Source organism: Pseudomonas sp. PvP025 (genome assembly GCF_017832155.1).
GTDB lineage: Bacteria > Pseudomonadota > Gammaproteobacteria > Pseudomonadales > Pseudomonadaceae > Aquipseudomonas.
Window position 1 is genome coordinate 4,385,194 of the sequence record NZ_JAFIBJ010000001.1, and the last position, 19,681, is coordinate 4,404,874.

16 protein-coding genes are annotated in these 19,681 nt (G+C 62.8%); 15 read left to right on the top strand and 1 reads right to left on the bottom strand.

Annotated elements, in window-relative coordinates; translation table 11 throughout:
• Positions 1-189: 189 nt before the first annotated feature.
• The 4 genes from JOE32_RS19055 to JOE32_RS19070 all read left to right on the top strand — a co-directional run bounded on the left by JOE32_RS19055 (position 190) and on the right by JOE32_RS19070 (position 4,845).
• Complete coding sequence (locus JOE32_RS19055; protein WP_209987464.1) at positions 190-2,640, top strand: glycogen/starch/alpha-glucan phosphorylase; 2,451 nt, start codon at positions 190-192, stop codon at positions 2,638-2,640.
• A gap of 162 nt (positions 2,641-2,802) precedes the next feature.
• Positions 2,803-3,813 (top strand): class 1 fructose-bisphosphatase, encoded by a 1,011-nt coding sequence (locus JOE32_RS19060; RefSeq protein WP_209987467.1) that lies wholly within the window; start codon positions 2,803-2,805, stop codon positions 3,811-3,813.
• Positions 3,814-3,990: 177 nt separating this feature from the next.
• Positions 3,991-4,245 carry a hypothetical protein gene (locus tag JOE32_RS19065; protein ID WP_209987470.1) on the top strand — a complete coding sequence of 85 codons (255 nt, stop codon included), beginning with the start codon at positions 3,991-3,993 and terminating at the stop codon, positions 4,243-4,245.
• Positions 4,246-4,275: 30 nt separating this feature from the next.
• Positions 4,276-4,845 (top strand): lipocalin family protein, encoded by a 570-nt coding sequence (locus JOE32_RS19070; protein ID WP_209987474.1) that lies wholly within the window; start codon positions 4,276-4,278, stop codon positions 4,843-4,845.
• A gap of 116 nt (positions 4,846-4,961) precedes the next feature.
• Here JOE32_RS19070 and JOE32_RS19075 read toward each other — a convergent pair whose 3' ends face one another.
• Complete coding sequence (locus tag JOE32_RS19075; RefSeq protein ID WP_209987480.1) at positions 4,962-6,326, bottom strand: formimidoylglutamate deiminase; 1,365 nt, start codon at positions 6,324-6,326, stop codon at positions 4,962-4,964.
• Between the two features lie 78 nt (positions 6,327-6,404).
• Here JOE32_RS19075 and hutC point away from each other — a divergent pair, with 78 nt between their 5' ends.
• From hutC to hutG, 11 genes are all read left to right on the top strand, one after another.
• Positions 6,405-7,184 (top strand): histidine utilization repressor, encoded by a 780-nt coding sequence (hutC, locus tag JOE32_RS19080; RefSeq protein WP_209987485.1) that lies wholly within the window; start codon positions 6,405-6,407, stop codon positions 7,182-7,184.
• A complete protein-coding gene (locus tag JOE32_RS19085) occupies positions 7,181-7,741 on the top strand; it encodes a HutD family protein (RefSeq protein ID WP_209987488.1) in 561 nt (186 codons plus the stop codon). The genes hutC and JOE32_RS19085 overlap by 4 nt, the downstream gene beginning before the upstream one ends.
• A gap of 321 nt (positions 7,742-8,062) precedes the next feature.
• Positions 8,063-9,733: a urocanate hydratase gene (gene hutU, locus JOE32_RS19090; RefSeq protein WP_209987491.1), complete on the top strand. Its 1,671-nt coding sequence runs from the start codon at positions 8,063-8,065 to the stop codon at positions 9,731-9,733.
• Positions 9,734-9,883: 150 nt separating this feature from the next.
• Positions 9,884-11,341 (top strand): cytosine permease, encoded by a 1,458-nt coding sequence (locus JOE32_RS19095; RefSeq protein ID WP_209987493.1) that lies wholly within the window; start codon positions 9,884-9,886, stop codon positions 11,339-11,341.
• A gap of 69 nt (positions 11,342-11,410) precedes the next feature.
• Positions 11,411-12,364, top strand: a complete 954-nt coding sequence (locus tag JOE32_RS19100; RefSeq protein ID WP_209987498.1) for an ABC transporter substrate-binding protein — start codon at positions 11,411-11,413, stop codon at positions 12,362-12,364.
• A gap of 72 nt (positions 12,365-12,436) precedes the next feature.
• On the top strand, positions 12,437-13,288 hold the full coding sequence (locus JOE32_RS19105) for a proline/glycine betaine ABC transporter permease (protein ID WP_209987501.1): 852 nt from the start codon (positions 12,437-12,439) through the stop codon (positions 13,286-13,288).
• Positions 13,285-14,109 (top strand): glycine betaine/L-proline ABC transporter ATP-binding protein, encoded by an 825-nt coding sequence (locus JOE32_RS19110; protein WP_209987504.1) that lies wholly within the window; start codon positions 13,285-13,287, stop codon positions 14,107-14,109. Before JOE32_RS19105 ends, JOE32_RS19110 begins: the two co-directional genes overlap by 4 nt.
• Before the next feature lie 136 nt (positions 14,110-14,245).
• Positions 14,246-15,754, top strand: a complete 1,509-nt coding sequence (hutH, locus tag JOE32_RS19115) for a histidine ammonia-lyase (protein WP_209987508.1) — start codon at positions 14,246-14,248, stop codon at positions 15,752-15,754.
• Between the two features lie 25 nt (positions 15,755-15,779).
• On the top strand, positions 15,780-17,318 hold the full coding sequence (hutH, locus tag JOE32_RS19120; protein WP_209987511.1) for a histidine ammonia-lyase: 1,539 nt from the start codon (positions 15,780-15,782) through the stop codon (positions 17,316-17,318).
• A gap of 12 nt (positions 17,319-17,330) precedes the next feature.
• Entirely contained in the window at positions 17,331-18,536 is a 1,206-nt protein-coding gene (hutI, locus tag JOE32_RS19125; protein WP_209987514.1) for an imidazolonepropionase, read from the top strand.
• Positions 18,537-18,547: 11 nt separating this feature from the next.
• Entirely contained in the window at positions 18,548-19,348 is an 801-nt protein-coding gene (gene hutG / locus JOE32_RS19130) for an N-formylglutamate deformylase (RefSeq protein ID WP_209987517.1), read from the top strand.
• Positions 19,349-19,681 lie beyond the last annotated feature (333 nt).

Sequence of the window (19,681 nt, forward strand, 5' to 3'; positions counted from 1 at the left end):
GGTGGTTTTTTGAACAATATTTTGCGGGTTTCAGCCAAAAGGCACGCCTGAGCCAAAAGCGGGCACGGCGCCTGCATCAAATTCACCAAACCGTTAATGAGTTAAAAAACTGACGAACCGCAGCCGCTACCGTCTGTCAGACGGTCTAGGCTCTAGCAACTCCTTCTATCTCGCCCGAGGTCGCAATTGATGTCTCAGGAACCACTTGCACGAGAAGCAGAGGTAGCCGCATTTCGCGATGCCGTCTTGACCAAACTCACTTACGCGGTGGGCAAGGACCCGGATCACGCCTTCGACCACGACTGGTTCGAAGCCATTGCCCTGGCCGCCCGCGACCAGATGGTCGACCACTGGATGGACCACACGCGGCGTATCTACCGCAAAGGCCAGAAGCGGGTGTATTACCTCTCGCTGGAATTTCTTATTGGCCGCTTGCTCTACGACAGCTTGAGCAATCTGGGCGTGCTGGAGATCGCGCGCGACGCACTGGCTGAGCTGGGCGTCGACCTTGAGCGCATTCGTCTGCTGGAGCCCGATGCGGCGCTCGGCAACGGTGGCCTGGGGCGTCTGGCCGCGTGCTTCATGGAAAGCATGTCCACCCTCGGCATCGCCGGGCATGGTTACGGCATCCGCTACGAGCACGGCTTGTTCCGCCAGGCGATTGTCGATGGCTGGCAACAGGAGCAGACCGAACGCTGGCTGGATTTCGGCAACCCATGGGAATTCGAACGCGCCGAAGTGATTTACCCGATTGGTTTTGGCGGCAGCGTCGAAACCCTGCCGGATGCGTCCGGCAAGATGATCCAGGTGTGGACGCCCGGCGAAACCGTGCGCGCGGTTGCCTACGACACGCCGGTGGTCGGCTGGCGCGGTGCCAGCGTCAATACCCTGCGCCTGTGGCGTGCGCGCGCCGTTGAGGACTTGCACCTGGAGCGCTTCAACGCCGGTGACCACTTGGGCGCCGTCGCCGAAGTGGCCCGCGCCGAAAGTATTTCCCGCGTGCTTTACCCGGCCGACAGCACCGAAGCCGGGCAGGAACTGCGCCTGCGCCAGGAGTACTTCTTCGTCTCCGCTTCGTTGCAGGATCTGCTGCGCCGCCACAAGAACATGCACGGCTCGGTCCTGAGCCTGGGCGAACACGCCGCGATCCAGCTCAACGACACTCACCCGTCCATCGCCGTGGCCGAACTGATGCGTCAACTGGTGGACCTGCACGACATTCCCTGGGAAGCCGCGTGGGACGTGACCGTCGAAACGCTGTCCTACACCAACCACACCCTGCTGCCTGAAGCCCTGGAAACCTGGCCGGTCGGCTTGATGGAGCGCATGTTGCCCCGGCACATGCAGATCATCTACCTGATCAATGCCCAGCACATCGACTCGCTGCGCGCCAAAGGCATCCACGATTTCGACGTGCTGCGCGCCGTTTCGCTGATCGAAGAAGACAACGGCCGCCGCGTGCGCATGGGCAACCTGGCGTTCCTCGGTTCCCACAGCGTCAACGGCGTATCCGGCCTGCACACCCAGTTGATGCGCAGCACCGTGTTCTCCGAACTGCACAAGCTCTACCCGGAACGCATCAACAACAAAACCAACGGCATTACCTTCCGCCGCTGGCTGTACCAGGCCAACCCCAAGCTCACGCAGATGCTGGTGGAAGCGCTGGGGCCGGACATTCTCGACACCATGGAAACCCGCCTGACGGAGCTTGAAACCTTCGCCGAGAAACAGGCCTTCCGCAAAGCCTTCGCCGACCAGCGCCTGCACAGCAAGCGTGCGCTGGCCGAGATCATCCATGAGCGCCTGGGCATTTCGGTCAACCCGGCGGCGATGTTCGACGTACAGGTCAAGCGTATCCACGAGTACAAGCGCCAACTGCTGAACCTGCTGCACACCGTGGCGCTGTACCAGGCGATCCGTGCCGAGCCGGGCACCGACTGGGTGCCGCGGGTGAAGATCTTCGCGGGCAAGGCGGCGGCGAGCTATCACCAGGCCAAGCTGATCATCAAGCTGACCAACGACATCGCGCGCACCGTGAACAACGACCCGACCGTACGTGGTCTGCTCAAGGTGGTGTTCCTGCCCAACTACAACGTGAGCCTGGCAGAAAGCATCATCCCGGCGGCGGACTTGTCGGAGCAGATTTCCACTGCCGGCTTCGAGGCCTCGGGCACCAGCAACATGAAGTTCGGCCTCAACGGTGCGCTCACCATCGGCACCATGGATGGCGCGAATGTGGAGATGCACGAGCAGGTCGGCGCCGAGCACATGTTCATCTTCGGCCTCAGCGCGCAGCAGGTGGAAGCCCGCAAGCACGCCGGTGAATTCAGCGCCGGGCCGGACATTGCTGCATCCCATCGTCTCAACGACGTGCTGCAGGCCATCCGCGGCGGGGTGTTCTCGCCGGATGATCCGGGCCGCTACGTGGGCCTGATCGACGGGCTGATCGACTACGACCGCTTCCTGGTGTGCGCCGACTTCGATTCCTACTGGGACGCCCAGGCACGGGTAGAAGCGCATTGGCACGACTCCAAGGCGTGGTGGCGTTCGGCGGTGCTCAACACCGCGCGCATGGGCTGGTTCAGCTCGGACCGCACCATCCGCGAGTACGCCACCGAAATCTGGAAAGCGCTCGACTAAACGCTGCAATGCACAGTGCGGGAGGGGGCTTGCTCCCTCCCGCATTGGATCTGTTGCCAGACCATGAACTCTATTGCGCTTAAATCCTCTGATGAGAGGATTTAAGCCCCGACTCGCGCTAAACTGCGCGGGTTTTCAGCCCCCCATTGTCCGGAGCCTTACATGTCCCGCGTTACCTTGAGTCGCTATTTGATCGAGCAGACCCGCAGCAATAACACGCCTGCCGATCTGCGCTTCCTTATCGAAGTGGTGGCGCGTGCCTGCAAGGAAATCAGCCACGCCGTGTCCAAAGGCGCATTGGGGGGTGTCCTGGGCAGCATGGGCACTGAAAACGTGCAGGGCGAAGTGCAGAAGAAGCTCGACGTGATCTCCAACGAGATCCTGCTCGAAGCCAACGAATGGGGCGGTCACCTGGCCGGCATGGCGTCCGAGGAAATGGACAATGCCTACCAGATTCCGGGCAAATACCCGAAGGGCGCCTATCTGCTGGTATTCGACCCATTGGACGGCTCGTCCAACATCGACATCAACGCACCGGTCGGCACCATCTTCTCGGTACTGCGTTGCCCCAACGAATACCTGAGCCAGAACGAAGCGCTGAACGAAAAGGCCTTTCTGCAGCCAGGCACCGAGCAGGTGGCTGCCGGCTACGCAATCTACGGCCCGCAGACCATGCTGGTGCTGACCCTGGGCGACGGCGTAAAAGGCTTCACCCTGGACCGCGAAATGGGCAGCTTCGTACTCACCCACGAAGACATCACCATTCCTGCGTCCACCCAGGAGTTTGCGATCAACATGTCCAACCAGCGTCACTGGGAAGAGCCGGTGACCCGCTATGTTGGCGAGCTGATGGCTGGCGAAGAAGGCCCGCTGAAGAAAAACTTCAACATGCGCTGGGTGGCTGCAATGGTGGCCGACGTGCACCGTATCCTCACCCGTGGTGGCTTGTTCATGTACCCACGCGACAGCCGCGAGCCGTCCAAACCGGGCAAGTTGCGCCTGATGTACGAAGCCAACCCGATGTCGTTCCTGGTTGAGCAGGCTGGCGGCGCGTCCACCGACGGTCACCAGCGCATCCTCGACATCCAGCCTGAAGGCCTGCACCAGCGTGTGGCGGTGTTCCTGGGTTCGAAGGAAGAAGTTGAGCGCGTGACGTCGTATCACAAGAAGTAAGCGCGTGCGATAAACAATCCGCCGTGTTGTGAGGCGGATCACCGTTGAAGAAGCCCCGAAACGTTTCAGCGTTTTCGGGGTTTTTTTTGTTTTTGCGCGTCGGGAACCAGACCCCCCTTTTCCCTTCTAAGGTTCTGGCAGATACCCACGCTGCTTCGCCCTTCCAGGAGTTTATCCATGTCGTTACGTCGTCTCGCCTTGCTGACTTTTTGCGTGCTGCTGGCCGCTTGCAGCAAGGTCAATCAAGAGAATTACGCAAAGTTGTCGGCCGGGATGCCCAAGGCTGAGGTGGAGTCGTTGCTGGGCACGCCGACTGACTGTTCCGGCGCACTGGGCATGTCCAGCTGCACCTGGGGCGATAAAAACAGTTTTATCAGCGTTCAATATGCCGGTGACAAGGTTGTGTTGTTTTCCGGGCAAGGCCTGAAGTAAACCGGGGCGCAAGCCTGCGGGAGAAGAAGAATGATGCGTTTTGTTTTGTTCCTTTGCGCCAGCCTGTTTTTGGCAGGCTGCGCCAGCCATTCTGGCGATGATCTGCAACCCAAGACCGCGAGCAACGTCAACCTCAAACGTTACCAGGGCACCTGGTACGAGTTGGCTCGATTGCCGATGTACTTCCAGCGCAACTGCGCGCAGTCGGAAGCCCGCTACAACCTGCTGCCGGATGGCGACATGTCGGTGTTCAATCGCTGCCTGACCACCGAGTGGAAGTGGGAAGAAGCCAAGGGCACCGCCACACCGCAAGTGCCGGGCAAGACCGACAAGCTCTGGGTGGAATTCAATAACTGGTTTACTGCGCTGCTGCCGGGCGTTGCCAAGGGCGACTACTGGGTGTTGTACGTCAGCGATGACTACAAGACCGCCATCGTGGGCAGCCCGAGCCGTCGCTACATGTGGATCCTGTCGCGTACACCAACGGTGAGCGCTGAAACTCGTGAAGACCTGCTCAGCAGGGCGCGGCAACAGGGCTATGACACCACGCGCCTGATCTTCCGCACCTCGGACAAGCAGATGGCCAAGACCTCGCAATAACCTCGGCAACACCCTCAACCCAATGTGGGAGGAGGCTTGCTTCCGATAGCCGTGCATCAGTCGCTATATTCATGACTGACATGCCGCAATCGGGAGCAAGCCCCCTCCCACATTTTTTATCCGAGTAGAGTCCTCAACACCTGCGTGAAGGCCGTCGCGCTTTCCTCTTCGTCGGCATGATGCCCCTCGCGCACCACCCATTTGCCGTTCACCAGCACATCACGCACCTGCCGATCTCCTCCGGCGAACAGCCAGCGATTGAGAATCCCATCTCCGCTCGCCGTGGCCAGGTACGGATCATTACCGTCAAGCACGATCCAGTCCGCCCGCTTGCCCACTTCCAATCGACCCACCGGTTGCCCCAGCGCCTGGGCCCCACCGTCCAGCGCCGCATCAAACAGCGTGCGGCCGACCATCGGCTGATCGGAGCGATACAGACGATTGCGCCGCTGATCCCGCAACCGCTGGCCATATTCCAGCCAGCGCAATTCCTCCACCACGCTCAGCGACACATGGCTGTCGGAGCCGATGCCCATGCGCCCACCCTGGGCGAGAAAATCCACCGCCGGGAAAATCCCGTCACCCAGATTCGCCTCAGTGGTCAGACACAACCCTGCAATCGCACGGCTCCTGGCCATGCGCGCGACTTCGTCCGCATCGGCATGGGTGGCGTGCACCAGGCACCAGCGCTCATCGACCTCAACGTTGTCATACAGCCATTGCAGCGGACGCTTGCCGCTCCAGGCCAGGCAATCGTCGACTTCTTTCTGCTGCTCGGCGATGTGGATATGCACGGGGCACGCCTTGTCGCCGGCTGCGAGCACGTCGTGGATCTGCTGCGGGGTGACCGCGCGCAGCGAGTGGAAACACAGCCCCAGCTGCTGCGCCGGTTGTGCCGCCAGCATCGGACGCAAGCGGGCCTGCAGGTCCAGGTAACTGTCGGTGCTGTTGATAAACCGCCGCTGGCCCTCGTTCGGCGCCTGGCCACCAAACCCCGAGTGGGTGTAGAGCACCGGCACCAGCGTCAGGCCGATACCGCTGTGGGCGGCCGCCTGGCTGATCTGCCGCGACAGCTCGGCGCGGTCGGCGTAAGGCTGGCCGCTGACATCGTGATGCACGTAATGAAACTCGGCCACCGAGGTGTAGCCGGCCTTGAGCATTTCGATGTACAGCTGGCGCGCGATCACCTGCAACTGGTCCGGGCTGATCTTGCCGACCATGCGGTACATCAGCTCGCGCCAGGTCCAGAAACTGTCATTCGGGTTGCCCGCCACTTCCGCCAGGCCGGCCATGGCGCGCTGGAAGGCATGGGAATGCAGGTTCGGCATGCCGGCCAACAGCGGGCCTCTGAGCCGCTCGGCGCCGTCTGCGTCGGCATTGGCCTCGACCCGAGTCAGCAGTCCGTCGACGCCCACCTCAAGGCGTACATCGTTGGCCCATCCATCAGGCAGCAGCGCGCGTTCGGCAAAGAATGCGGACATGATCAGAAGACTCCGGTCGTGTGTTTATTTGTATATACATATACAGACGTTTGCCTGCTCGGTAAACTCCGGCAATCTATGCTTCTTTTTTCCCTGCAAGGATTCCCTGTGCCGACTCCGCCTGCCAAGTCTTCGCTGGTTGCCCACATGGACGAAAGTCCGGCGCCCTTGTATGCCCGCGTCAAACAGATGATCAGCCAGCAGATTCTCAACGGTAACTGGCCGCCCCATTACCGCGTGCCGTCGGAAAGCGAACTGGTCAGCCAGTTGGGCTTCAGCCGCATGACCATCAACCGCGCCCTGCGCGAACTCACCGCCGAAGGGTTGCTGGTGCGCATGCAGGGCGTGGGCACATTCGTCGCTGAACCCAAGAGCCAGTCGGCACTGTTCGAAGTGCACAACATTGCCGATGAGATTGCCTCGCGCGGCCATCGTCATACCTGCCAGGTCATCCACCTGTGCGAAGAGGCTGCCGGTTCCGAGCGCGCCGTTGCGCTGGAAATGCGTGAAGGCGGGCGGGTGTTCCACTCGCTGATCGTGCACTACGAAAACGATATCCCCGTGCAGATCGAAGACCGCTTCGTCAACGCCGCAGTCGCGCCCGACTACCTGCAGCAGGACTTCACCCAGCAAACCCCCTACGCGTACCTCAACCAGGTGGCGCCGCTCACCGAAGGCGAGCACGTGGTCGAAGCGATTCTCGCTGACGCCGCCGAATGCAAACTGCTGCAGATCGAGCCGAGCGAACCCTGCCTGTTGATTCGCCGGCGCACCTGGTCGGGCCGTCAGCCGGTAACCGCCGCACGCTTGATCCACCCCGGTTCCCGGCACAGCCTCGAAGGGCGTTTCAGCAAATGAGTGAAGTCAGCGTGTGGCGCGCCACCGACTATGTGCGCATGCCCTGGAAAAATGGCGGCGGCAGCACCGAAGAAATCACCCGTGATGCAGGCGAAGGCCTGGAGGGGTTTGGCTGGCGTCTGTCGATTGCCGATATTGCCGAATCGGGCGGTTTCTCCACCTTCGCCGGCTACCAGCGCGTGATCACCGTGATCAAGGGCGCAGGCATGGTGCTGACCGTGGACGGCGAGGAGCAGCGCGGCCTCTTGCCGCTGCAACCCTTCGCCTTCAGTGGCGACAGTCAGGTGTCCTGCCGGCTGATCACCGGGCCTATTCGCGATTTCAACCTGATCTATTCGCCCCAGCGTTACCACGCGCGTTTGCAATGGGTGGACGGCGTGCAGCGCTTTTTCAGCACCGCGCAGACGGTGCTGGTGTTCAGCGTGGCGGATGAAGTGAAGGTGCTGGACCAGAAGTTGGGCCATCACGATTGCCTGCAAGTGGAGGGTAATACCGGCTTGCTGGATATTTCCGTGGCAGGCCGTAGCTGCATTATCGAACTGACCGCGCGCGGTTAAAAAATGTGGGAGGGGGCTTGCTCCCTCCCACATTTCTCGGCGGTGTTTACAAAACGGTGCACCAATTTGTTACCGAATGCCCCAGCGTGATGCAACTCCAGTGTTTCGCCCTCGTTGAAAACACCCACCCAGGAAATTTCACAAAGCCCCCAAAGCCTTAATTCTCAAGGCTCCCGTGTATTCGATAAAAAATTCCCCCTGACCGACTCATCAAGTTGGCCGCTCGATTGCATATGCTTGTACATACAAGTAAAGGTGTGTGCGTAAGACTCTTCCTCCCCACGCACCTGTTCGCGCATCGATCGCCCAGGAGTCAGCGTTGTGACCAAGCCTACCCAGTTCCGTGATGTCGAAATCCGTGCCGCCCGCGGTAACAAGCTCACCGCTAAAAGCTGGCTGACCGAAGCGCCGCTGCGCATGTTGATGAACAACCTCGACCCGCAAGTGGCCGAGAACCCGAAAGAACTGGTGGTGTACGGCGGCATCGGCCGTGCGGCGCGCAATTGGGAGTGCTACGACCAGATCGTCGAGAGCCTCACCCATCTGAACGACGACGAAACCCTGCTGGTGCAGTCGGGAAAGCCGGTCGGCGTGTTCAAAACCCACAGCAACGCGCCACGCGTGCTCATCGCCAACTCCAACCTGGTGCCGCACTGGGCCAGTTGGGAACACTTCAACGAACTGGATGCCAAGGGCCTGGCCATGTACGGCCAGATGACCGCTGGCAGCTGGATCTACATCGGCAGCCAGGGCATCGTCCAGGGCACTTACGAAACCTTCGTCGAAGCCGGTCGCCAACATTACGACAGCAACCTCAAGGGCCGCTGGGTGCTCACCGCCGGCCTCGGCGGCATGGGTGGCGCGCAGCCACTCGCGGCCACGCTGGCCGGTGCGTGCTCGCTGAACATCGAATGCCAGCAGGTCAGCATCGATTTCCGTCTGGCCAGCCGCTATGTCGACGAGCAGGCCACCGACCTCGACGACGCCCTGGCCCGTATCGCCAAATACACCCAGGAAGGCAAGGCCATTTCCATCGCCCTGCTGGGTAACGCCGCCGAAATCCTGCCGGAGCTGGTCAAGCGCGGCGTGCGCCCGGACATGGTCACCGACCAGACCAGCGCCCACGACCCGCTCAACGGCTACCTGCCGGCCGGCTGGACCTGGGACGAATACCGCGCCCGCGCCAAAACCGAGCCGGCCGTCGTGATCCAGGCCGCCAAGCAGTCGATGGCCGTGCATGTAAAAGCCATGCTCGAATTCCAGAAGCAGGGCATCCCGACCTTCGACTACGGCAACAACATCCGCCAGATGGCCCTGGAAGTCGGCGTGGAAAACGCCTTTGATTTTCCGGGCTTCGTGCCGGCCTATATCCGCCCGCTGTTCTGCCGTGGCATCGGCCCGTTCCGCTGGGCTGCGCTGTCGGGCGACCCGCAGGACATCTACAAGACCGACGCCAAAGTCAAAGCGCTGATCCCGGACGACGCCCACCTGCACAACTGGCTGGACATGGCGCGTGAACGCATCAGCTTCCAGGGCCTGCCGGCGCGTATCTGCTGGGTCGGCCTGGGCCAGCGCGCCAAGCTGGGCCTGGCGTTCAACGAAATGGTCCGCAGCGGCGAGCTGTCGGCGCCGGTGGTGATTGGCCGGGACCACCTCGACTCCGGCTCGGTCGCCAGCCCCAACCGCGAAACCGAATCCATGCAGGATGGCTCCGACGCCGTGTCCGACTGGCCGCTGCTCAACGCCTTGCTCAACACCGCGAGCGGCGCGACCTGGGTCTCGCTGCACCACGGCGGTGGCGTGGGCATGGGCTTCTCCCAGCATTCGGGCATGGTCATCGTCTGCGACGGCACCGATGAAGCGGCCGAACGCATCGCGCGGGTATTGCACAACGACCCGGCCACCGGGGTGATGCGGCATGCGGACGCCGGCTACCAGATCGCGATCGACTGTGCCAAAGAGCAGGGCCTGAACCTGCCGATGATCAAATAAAGACCGGCTCGGTTGTTGTGGGAGCCGGGCTTGCCCGCGATGCAGGCGACTCGGTTTGTCAGTAAGACCGAGGTGATGCCATCGCAGGCAAGCCAGCTCCCACAGAAGAGCAATGCGCATGCAGAACAATCCATCAGAGGTTGAACAACAATGGCTGTAAATGACGCTCGTGCAAGCAGCACCCCGCTGATCGAAAAACGTTCGATCGACTACATCCCGGAAGCGGAAAGACACGGTCGTCTCTTGAGCCAGTTCACCCTGTGGCTCGGCGCCAACCTGCAGATCACCGCCATCGTCACCGGGGCCCTGGCCGTGGTGCTGGGCGGTGATGTGTTCTGGTCGTTGATCGGTCTGTTGATCGGCCAACTGATCGGCGGCGGCGTCATGGCCCTGCATGCGGCGCAAGGGCCCAAGCTCGGCCTGCCGCAGATGATCTCCAGCCGTGTGCAGTTCGGGGTGTACGGCGCGGCCATCCCGATTGTGCTGGTGTGCCTGATGTACCTGGGCTTCACCGCCACCGGCACCGTGCTGTCCGGCCAGGCGCTGGGCCAGCTGTTCGGCGTCAGTGACAGCACCGGTATCCTGATGTTCGCCAGTGTCATCGTGCTGGTCACGGTGCTTGGCTATCGGGTGATCCATTTCATCGGCCGCGTCGCCAGCGTCATTGGGATGGTGGCGTTTGTCTATCTGTTCAGCCGCCTGATGAGCCAGGCCGACGTTGGCGCGCTCCTGCAAATCCGTCACTTCAGCTGGAGCAGTTTCCTGCTGGCAGTGTCGCTCGCGGCCTCCTGGCAGATCGCGTTCGGCCCGTATGTGGCGGACTACTCACGCTACCTGCCGAGCCGTACGTCCTCACTGAAAACCTTCCTCGCCGCCGGTGCCGGTTCGGTGATCGGCGCGCAGGTGGCGATGATCCTCGGTGTGTTCGCCGCCGCGTTGTCCAACGGGCAATTCGCCGGTCACGAAGTGGCCTACATCGTCGGCCTGGGCGGCACGGGGGCTACCGCTGCGTTGCTGTATTTCAGCATCGCGTTCGGCAAGGTCACGATTTCCACCCTGAACTCCTACGGCAGCTTCATGTGCATCGCGACCATCATCAGCGGCTTTCGCGGTCGCCTCGAAGTCACGCGCTGGCAGCGTCTGGGGTTCGTGCTGGTCATCGTCGGCGCGGCAACCCTGATCGCGTTGCTCGGCCAGCACTCGTTCCTCGGTGCGTTCAAGTCGTTCATCCTGTTTCTGCTGGCGTTCTTCACGCCGTGGAGCGCGATCAACCTGGTCGACTATTACTGCATCACCCGCGAGCGCTATGACGTGCCGGCCCTGGCCGATCCGAACGGACGCTACGGACGTTGGAACCTGCTGGGCATCAGCGTCTATGTGTTTGGCGTGCTGGTGCAGTTGCCGTTCATTTCCACCCAGTTCTACACCGGCCCGCTGGTGGCCGCCCTCGGTGACGTGGATATCTCCTGGATCATCGGCCTGGTGCTGCCCGCCGGCCTGTATTACCTGTGCGCAAAAAAATGGCACAGCGCGGTACCTGACCACCTGATCCTGCCGCCAGAGCAGGGCGCTGCGCCAATAAAAACCAGGCCGGTTGCACAGGCCTGATGGGACGTGGACAGGGCAGGACGCCTACTGACTGCCGTAATCCATTTCAAGATTGGGAGCGTCACCACAATGAAAATACATAAGACCCTGCTGGCCACTCTGTTTCTGGCAAGCGCCGGCGCCCAGGCGGCCGGTTGGTGCGAATCCGGCAAGCCGGTGAAGTTCGCAGGCCTCAACTGGGAAAGCGGCATGCTGCTGACCGATATCCTGCAAACCGTGTTGGAAAAAGGCTACGACTGCAAAACCGACAGCCTGCCGGGCAACTCCATCACCATGGAAAACGCCCTGGGCAGTAACGACATTCAGGTGTTCGCCGAAGAGTGGGTGGGCCGCAGCGAAGTCTGGAACAAGGCCGAGAAGGCCGGCAAGGTCGTGGGCGTCGGCGCGCCTATCGTCGGTGCGATCGAGGGCTGGTACGTGCCGCGTTACGTGATCGAAGGCGACGCCAAGCGCAAGCTTGCCGCCAAGGCGCCGGACCTGAAGAACATCGCAGATCTGGCCAAGTACGCCCAGGTGTTCAAGGACCCGGAAGAACCGTCCAAGGGCCGCTTCTACAACTGCCCGGCCGGCTGGACCTGCGAACTGGACAACAGCGAAATGCTGAAAAGCTACGGCCTGGAGAACACCTACACCAACTTCCGCCCGGGCACCGGCCCGGCGCTGGATGCGGCGGTGCTGTCGAGCTACAAGCGTGGCGAGCCGATCCTGTTCTACTACTGGTCGCCGACGCCGCTGATGGGTCAGGTCGACCTGGTCAAGCTGCAGGAAAAACCCGGCGTGGATAAAAGCGTGAGCATCAAGGTCGGCCTGTCCAAGGCATTCCATGAACAGGCGCCGGAACTGGTGGCCGTGCTGGAAAAGGTCAACCTGCCCATCGACCTGCTCAACCAGAACCTGGGCCGTATGGCCAAGGAGCGCATCGAATCGCCGAAACTGGCGAAAATATTCCTCAAGGAACATCCTGAGGTCTGGCACGCCTGGGTCAGCGACGAGGCCGCCAAAAAAATCGACGCGGCCTTGTAGGTCAAGCGCGTCCGGCTACCCTGAAGGGCTGGCCGGGCGCCTGGCCACACCCCATTGGATCGAGAGCACGCTATGTTTCCTGAGAGTTTTACGTTTTCCATCGCCGACTGGGTCAACGAGTGGGTGGACGCATTGGTCACCAACTACGGCGATGTGTTCCGGCACATCTCCGACACCCTGCTGTGGGCCATCGTCAACCTGGAAGGCCTGCTGCGCGCCGCGCCCTGGTGGCTGATGCTGGCGATTGTCGGCGCCATTGCCTGGCACGCCACGCGCAAGGTGGTGACCACCGCCGTGATCGTCGGTTTGCTGTTTCTGGTAGGCGCCGTGGGCCTGTGGGACAAGCTGATGCAAACCCTGGCGCTGATGATGGTCGCCACGGTGATCTCGGTGCTGATCGGCATTCCGCTGGGCATCCTGTCGGCGCGCAGCAATCGCCTGCGGTCGGTGCTGATGCCGCTGCTCGACATCATGCAGACCATGCCCAGCTTCGTGTACCTGATCCCGGTGCTGATGCTGTTCGGCCTGGGCAAGGTGCCGGCGATCTTCGCCACGGTGATCTACGCCGCGCCACCGCTGATTCGCCTCACTGACCTGGGTATTCGCCAGGTTGACGGCGAAGTCATGGAAGCCATCAACGCCTTCGGCGCCAACCGCTGGCAGCAACTGTTCGGCGTGCAATTGCCGCTGGCCCTGCCGAGCATCATGGCCGGCATCAACCAGACCACCATGATGGCGCTGTCGATGGTGGTGATCGCCTCGATGATCGGTGCCCGTGGCCTGGGTGAAGACGTACTGGTCGGCATCCAGACCCTCAACGTTGGCCGTGGCCTTGAAGCCGGCCTTGCGATTGTGATTCTCGCGGTGGTCATCGACCGCATTACCCAGGCCTATGGTCGTCCACGGCATGAGGCGAGCAAATGACGAGCGTCAGCAAAATCGAAGTGCGCAACGTATTCAAGATTTTCGGCAACCGCTCCAGGGAGGCCCTGGCGCTGATCGGCCAGGGCAAGACCAAGGACCAGGTGCTGGCCGAGACCGGCTGCGTGGTCGGGGTCAATGACCTGTCCCTGAGCATCGCCACTGGCGAGATCTTCGTGATCATGGGCCTGTCGGGTTCCGGTAAATCGACCCTGGTGCGCCATTTCAACCGTCTGATCGACCCCACCAGCGGCGCGATCCTGGTGGACGGCGAAGACATTCTGCAGCTGGACATGGAAGCGCTGCGCCAATTGCGTCGCCACAAGATCAGCATGGTGTTCCAGAGCTTCGGCCTGCTGCCGCACAAGAGTGTGCTCGACAACGTCGCCTATGGCCTCAAGGTGCGCGGCGAAAGCAGGCAAGTGTGCGCCGAACGTGCAGCGCACTGGGTCGACACCGTAGGCCTCAAGGGCTACGAAAACAAATACCCGCACCAGCTTTCCGGCGGCATGCGCCAGCGCGTCGGCCTGGCCCGCGCGTTGGCGGCCGACACCGACATCATCCTGATGGACGAAGCCTTCAGCGCCCTCGACCCGCTGATCCGCGCCGAGATGCAGGACCAGTTGCTCGAGCTGCAAAAGACCCTGCACAAGACCATCGTGTTCATCACCCACGATCTGGATGAGGCCGTGCGCATCGGCAACCGCATTGCGATCCTCAAGGACGGCAAGCTGATCCAGGTCGGCACGCCGCGCGAGATTCTGCACTCGCCGGCCGATGAGTATGTGGACCGGTTTGTTCAGCGGCGGGCGGCGGTGGTCTGATCAGGGTTTTGTGGTGAGGCGACTGGCCTCATCGGGAGCAAGCCCCCTCTCACATTTGAAATGCGCTTCCCTGTGGGAGGGGGCTTGCTCCCGATAGGGCCGGCAACGCTGCACAAACATTGAAGAAGGTACAAAGATGCCCCAGCCAGCAACAATCCTCATCGCCGACGCTCCGCTGCGCTGGCAGGACGTGGTCGCCGTCGCCCGCCACGGCGCCGTGCTCGAACTGTCGGGCCAGGCCTGGGCGCGCATCGACAATGCCCAGGCCATCGTGCAGCGCATCGTCACCAGCGGCGAGCGCGCCTATGGCGTCAACACCGGGCTGGGGGCGCTGTGCAATGTCTCGCTTGAGGGCGAACAGCTCAGCCAGCTGTCGCGCAATACCCTGCTGAGCCACGCCTGCGGCGTCGGCCCGGCGCTGAGTGACGAGCAGACCCGCGCGATCATCTGCGCCGCCATCATCAACTACAGCCACGGCCACTCCGGCCTGCATCGGCAGGTGGTGCAAGCGCTGCTGGCGTTGCTCAACCACGGCATCACCCCGCAAGTGCCGTCCCAGGGATCGGTGGGTTACCTGACCCATATGGCCCATGTCGGCGTGGCGTTGCTGGGAATTGGCGACGTCAGCTATCGCGGCCGGATCGTCCCGGCGCAGGACGCACTGAAAGCAGAAGATTTGCAGCCCGTGATGCTCGGCGCCAAGGATGGTTTGTGCCTGGTCAACGGCACGCCGTGCATGACCGGCCTGAGCTGCCTGGCCCTGGCCGACGCGCATCACCTGCTGCAATGGGCCGACGTGATCGGCGCCATGAGCTTCGAGGCCCAGCGCGGCCAGCTCGATGCGTTTGACGAAGAGATCCTCGCCCTCAAGCGCCACCCCGGTATGCAGCGCGTCGGCAGCAACCTGCGCGCGCTGCTCGCCGGCAGTGAAGTGATCGCCGGCAGCAGGGGCATCCGCACCCAGGACGCCCTGAGCCTGCGCTCGATCCCGCAGATCCACGGCGCCTCGCGCGATCAGGTGGAGCACGCGACCCGCCAGATCGAAACCGAGCTCAACGGCGCCACCGACAACCCGCTGCTGCTTGGCACGCCGGACCATTACCGCGTGGTGTCCCAGGCCAACCCCCACGGTCAGTCCGTGGCCATGGCCGCCGACCTGCTCGCCATCGCCATGGCCGAAATCGGCGCGGTGGCCGAGCGGCGCCTGGACCGCCTGATCAACCCGCACGTCAGCGGCCTGCCGGCCTTTCTGGTGAGCAACCCCGGGGTGAACTCCGGGATGATGATCGTGCAATACGTCGCCGCGTCGCTGTGCGGCCAGAACCGCCAGCTGGCGCAACCGGCGGTGCTCGACAACTTCGTCACCTCGGGCCTGCAGGAAGACCACCTGAGCATGGGCACCAACGCCGCGCTCAAGCTGCACCAGCTGCTGGCCAACGTGACGCGGATTCTGGCCATCGAATACCTGCTGGCCGCCCAGGCGTTCGAGTTTCTCAAGGACCAGCGCTTCGGTGCAGGCACCGATCGCGCCTGGCGTCTGCTGCGCGAGGTGGTCCCCGCGTATGAGCAGGACCGCTGGCTGGCGCCGGACATTGAAGCCGCCGCCAGGGTGCTCACCGACACTGCATTACCGAATTTGCATTGAAATCAAAAAATAATTCACAAGGAGCATGAACGTGACTGCACTCAACCTGATTCCAGGCCAACTGAGCCTTGCCCAACTGCGCACCGTCTACCAGCAGTCGGTCACCCTCAGCCTGGATGACAGTGCATCGAACCAGATCGAAGCCAGCGTCGCCTGCGTGGAACAGATTCTCGCCGAGAACCGCACCGCCTACGGCATCAACACCGGGTTCGGCCTGCTGGCCTCGACCCGCATCGCCAGCGAAGACCTGGAAAACCTGCAGCGCTCGCTGGTGCTGTCCCACGCCGCCGGCGTCGGCGAACCCATCAGCGACGCGCTGGTGCGGCTGGTCATGGTGCTCAAGGTCAACAGCCTGAGCCGCGGGTTTTCCGGGATCCGTCGCCAGGTGATCGACGCGCTGATCGCGCTGATCAACGCCGAGGTCTACCCGCACATTCCGCTCAAGGGTTCGGTGGGTGCCTCCGGCGACCTCGCGCCCCTGGCGCACATGTCCCTGGTGCTGCTGGGCGAGGGCAAGGCGCGCTACAAAGGCGAATGGCTGACGGCCGTGGACGCGCTGAAAATCGCCGGCCTCACGCCGCTGACCCTCGCCGCCAAGGAAGGCCTGGCGCTGCTCAACGGCACCCAGGTGTCCACCGCCTACGCCTTGCGCGGGCTGTTCGAAGGCGAAGACCTGTTTGCCGGCGCGCTTGTCTGCGGTGGCCTCACGGTTGAAGCGGTACTGGGCTCGCGCTCACCGTTCGACGCGCGAATCCACGCTGCGCGCGGCCAGCGTGGGCAGATCGATGCGGCGGCGGCTTACCGATCGCTGCTCGGTGACAGCAGCCAGGTGTCGCAGTCGCACCAGAACTGCGACAAGGTGCAGGACCCTTATTCCCTGCGCTGCCAGCCACAAGTGATGGGCGCCTGCCTGACCCAGTTGCGCCAGGCGGCCGAGGTGCTGGCGGTCGAAGCCAACGCGGTGTCGGACAACCCGCTGGTGTTCGCCGCCGAAGGTGATGTGATCTCCGGCGGCAACTTCCACGCCGAGCCGGTGGCGATGGCCGCCGACAACATGGCGCTGGCGCTGGCTGAGATCGGCGCGCTGAGCGAGCGGCGCATCTCGCTGATGATGGACAAGCACATGTCGCAATTGCCGCCGTTTCTAGTGGGCAATGGCGGGGTCAACTCAGGCTTTATGATCGCTCAGGTCACAGCCGCCGCGCTGGCCAGCGAGAACAAAGCCCTCGCTCATCCCCACAGTGTCGACAGCCTGCCCACCTCCGCCAACCAGGAAGATCACGTATCGATGGCCCCGGCCGCCGGCAAGCGTCTGTGGGAAATGGCCGAGAACACCCGAGGCATCCTCGCCGTGGAATGGCTGGCAGCCTGCCAGGGCCTGGACCTGCGCGAAGGCCTCAACACCTCGCCGGTACTTGAACAGGCCCGAGGCTTGCTGCGCGATAAAGTGGCGTTCTACGACAAGGACCGCTTCTTCGCCCCGGACATCATCGCCGCCAGCGAACTGCTTGCCGGTCGCTGCCTGAACGAGCTGGTGCCGGCGCGGTTGCTGCCGAGCCTGTAACGAGGAGGTTGGATGAAAACCCTTTGGCAACACTGTCACGTCGCAACCATGGCTGACGGCACCTACTCGATCATCGAGGATGCCGCCCTGGTCACCGCCGATTCGCTGATCGAATGGATCGGCCCGCGCAGCCAGTTGCCGGCGGCGGACTACGCTCAGGTGCATGACCTGCGAGGCGCCTGGGTCACCCCCGGGCTGATCGACTGCCATACCCACACCGTGTTCGGCGGCAACCGCAGCGGCGAATTCGAGCAGCGCCTTCAGGGCGTGAGCTATGCCGAGATCGCCGCTCAGGGCGGCGGCATTGCCAGCACCGTGCGCGCCACGCGTGCCGCCAGCGAAGACGAGCTGTTCGCCAGCGCCCACAAGCGCCTGCGCAGCCTGTTGAGAGACGGCGTGACCACGGTGGAGATCAAGTCCGGCTACGGCCTGGACCTGGCCAACGAACGCAAGATGCTGCGCGTGGCCCGTCGCCTCGGTGACGCGCTGCCGGTGAGCGTGCGCGCCACGTGCCTGGCCGCACACGCACTGCCGCCGGAGTACAAGGACCGTGCCGACGATTACATCGAGCACATCTGCAACGAGATGCTGCCGGCCCTGGCGGCAGAGGGGCTGGTGGATGCGGTCGACGCGTTCTGCGAGTACCTGGCGTTTTCCACCGAGCAGGTGGAGCGCGTGTTCAAGGTTGCCCGGCAGCTTGGCTTACCGGTGAAGCTGCACGCCGAGCAATTGTCGTCGCTGCACGGCTCCAGCCTGGCGGCACGCTACCACGCGCTGTCGGCCGATCATCTGGAGTTCATGACCGAGGAAGACGCCATCGCCATGGCGGCCTCTGGCACTGTCGCGGTATTGCTGCCGGGCGCGTTCTACTTCCTGCGCGAAACCCAGCTGCCGCCGATGGACGCCCTGCGCAAACACGGCGTGAAAATCGCCATCGCCAGCGACCTCAACCCCGGGACCTCGCCGGCACTGTCGGTGCGCCTGATGCTGAATATGGCGTGCACCCTGTTCCGCATGACGCCGGAAGAAGCCCTGGCCGGCGCCACCCGGCATGCGGCCACCGCGCTGGGCATGGGCGACACCCATGGTTCGCTGGAGGTGGGCAAGGTCGCCGATTTTGTCGCCTGGCAGATTGATCGCCCCGCCGACCTGGCCTACTGGCTGGGCGGCGACCTGGACAAACGCGTGGTGCGCCACGGCGTCGACGTCACTGTGTAAGGAGCATTGCTGTGGATAAGGTTCTGAACTTCAAACAAGGCCGCACGCCGCTGCTGATCAGCATGCCCCACGCCGGCCTGCGTCTCACGCCCGCCGTCGAGGCGGGGCTGATTCCCGAGGCACAAAGCCTGCCGGACACCGACTGGCACATCCCCACGCTGTACGACTTTGCCGAGGCGTTGGGAGCCAGCACCCTCTCGGCGGAGTACTCGCGGTTTGTCATCGATCTGAACCGGCCGTCGGACGACAAGCCGCTCTACGCCGGCGCTACCACCGGGCTGTATCCGGCAACATTGTTCGATGGCGTGCCATTGTTCCGTGAAGGCCTGGAGCCGAGCGAGGCAGAGCGCGCCAGCTACCTGCAAAAGATCTGGGGGCCGTATCACCGCGCGCTGCAAGAGGAACTGGTACGACTCAAGGCCGAGTTCGGCTACGCGCTGCTGTTCGATGCGCACTCGATCCGCTCGGTGATCCCGCACCTGTTCGACGGCAAACTCCCGGACTTCAACCTCGGCACCTTCAACGGCGCCGCCTGCGACCCCGAACTGGCCAGCCAGCTGGAAGCCATCTGCGCCAGGCATCCGCAATACAGCCACGTGCTGAACGGGCGTTTCAAGGGCGGGCATATCACCCGGTATTACGGCGACCCGGCGCAGGATATCCACGCGGTGCAACTGGAGCTGTGCCAGAGCGCTTATATGGAAGAGGTTGAACCGTTCCGCTATCGCCCTGACCTGGCGGAACCGACGCGGGTGGTGCTCAGGCAGTTGCTTGAGCAGATGCTGGCCTGGGGTCAGGCGCGCTATGCATAGACACAACACAGAACGCCTGTGGAAGGGAGAAAGCCCGCTAACGTTGACTTTCAGGTAACCACATCCCTGTGGCGAGCGGGCTTGTCCCGCGTTGGGCTGCGCAGCAGCCCTGAAACCATGCTCTGCGAAGGGTCAGGTACACCGCGTTTTCCTTGATAGGGGGCGCTTCGCACCCCAACGCGGGGCAAGCCCGCTCGCCACAGAGGCTCCAGTTTGCGCCGTGGCAGCGCTAAGTGCCCCAGATTGCAGGGTATTCACAGCGTTGCCTGCTCAAGGACATGCTCATTGCACAATTCGGGTTTATAGTGCCAGACGGCAAAATAAAAGACGTCC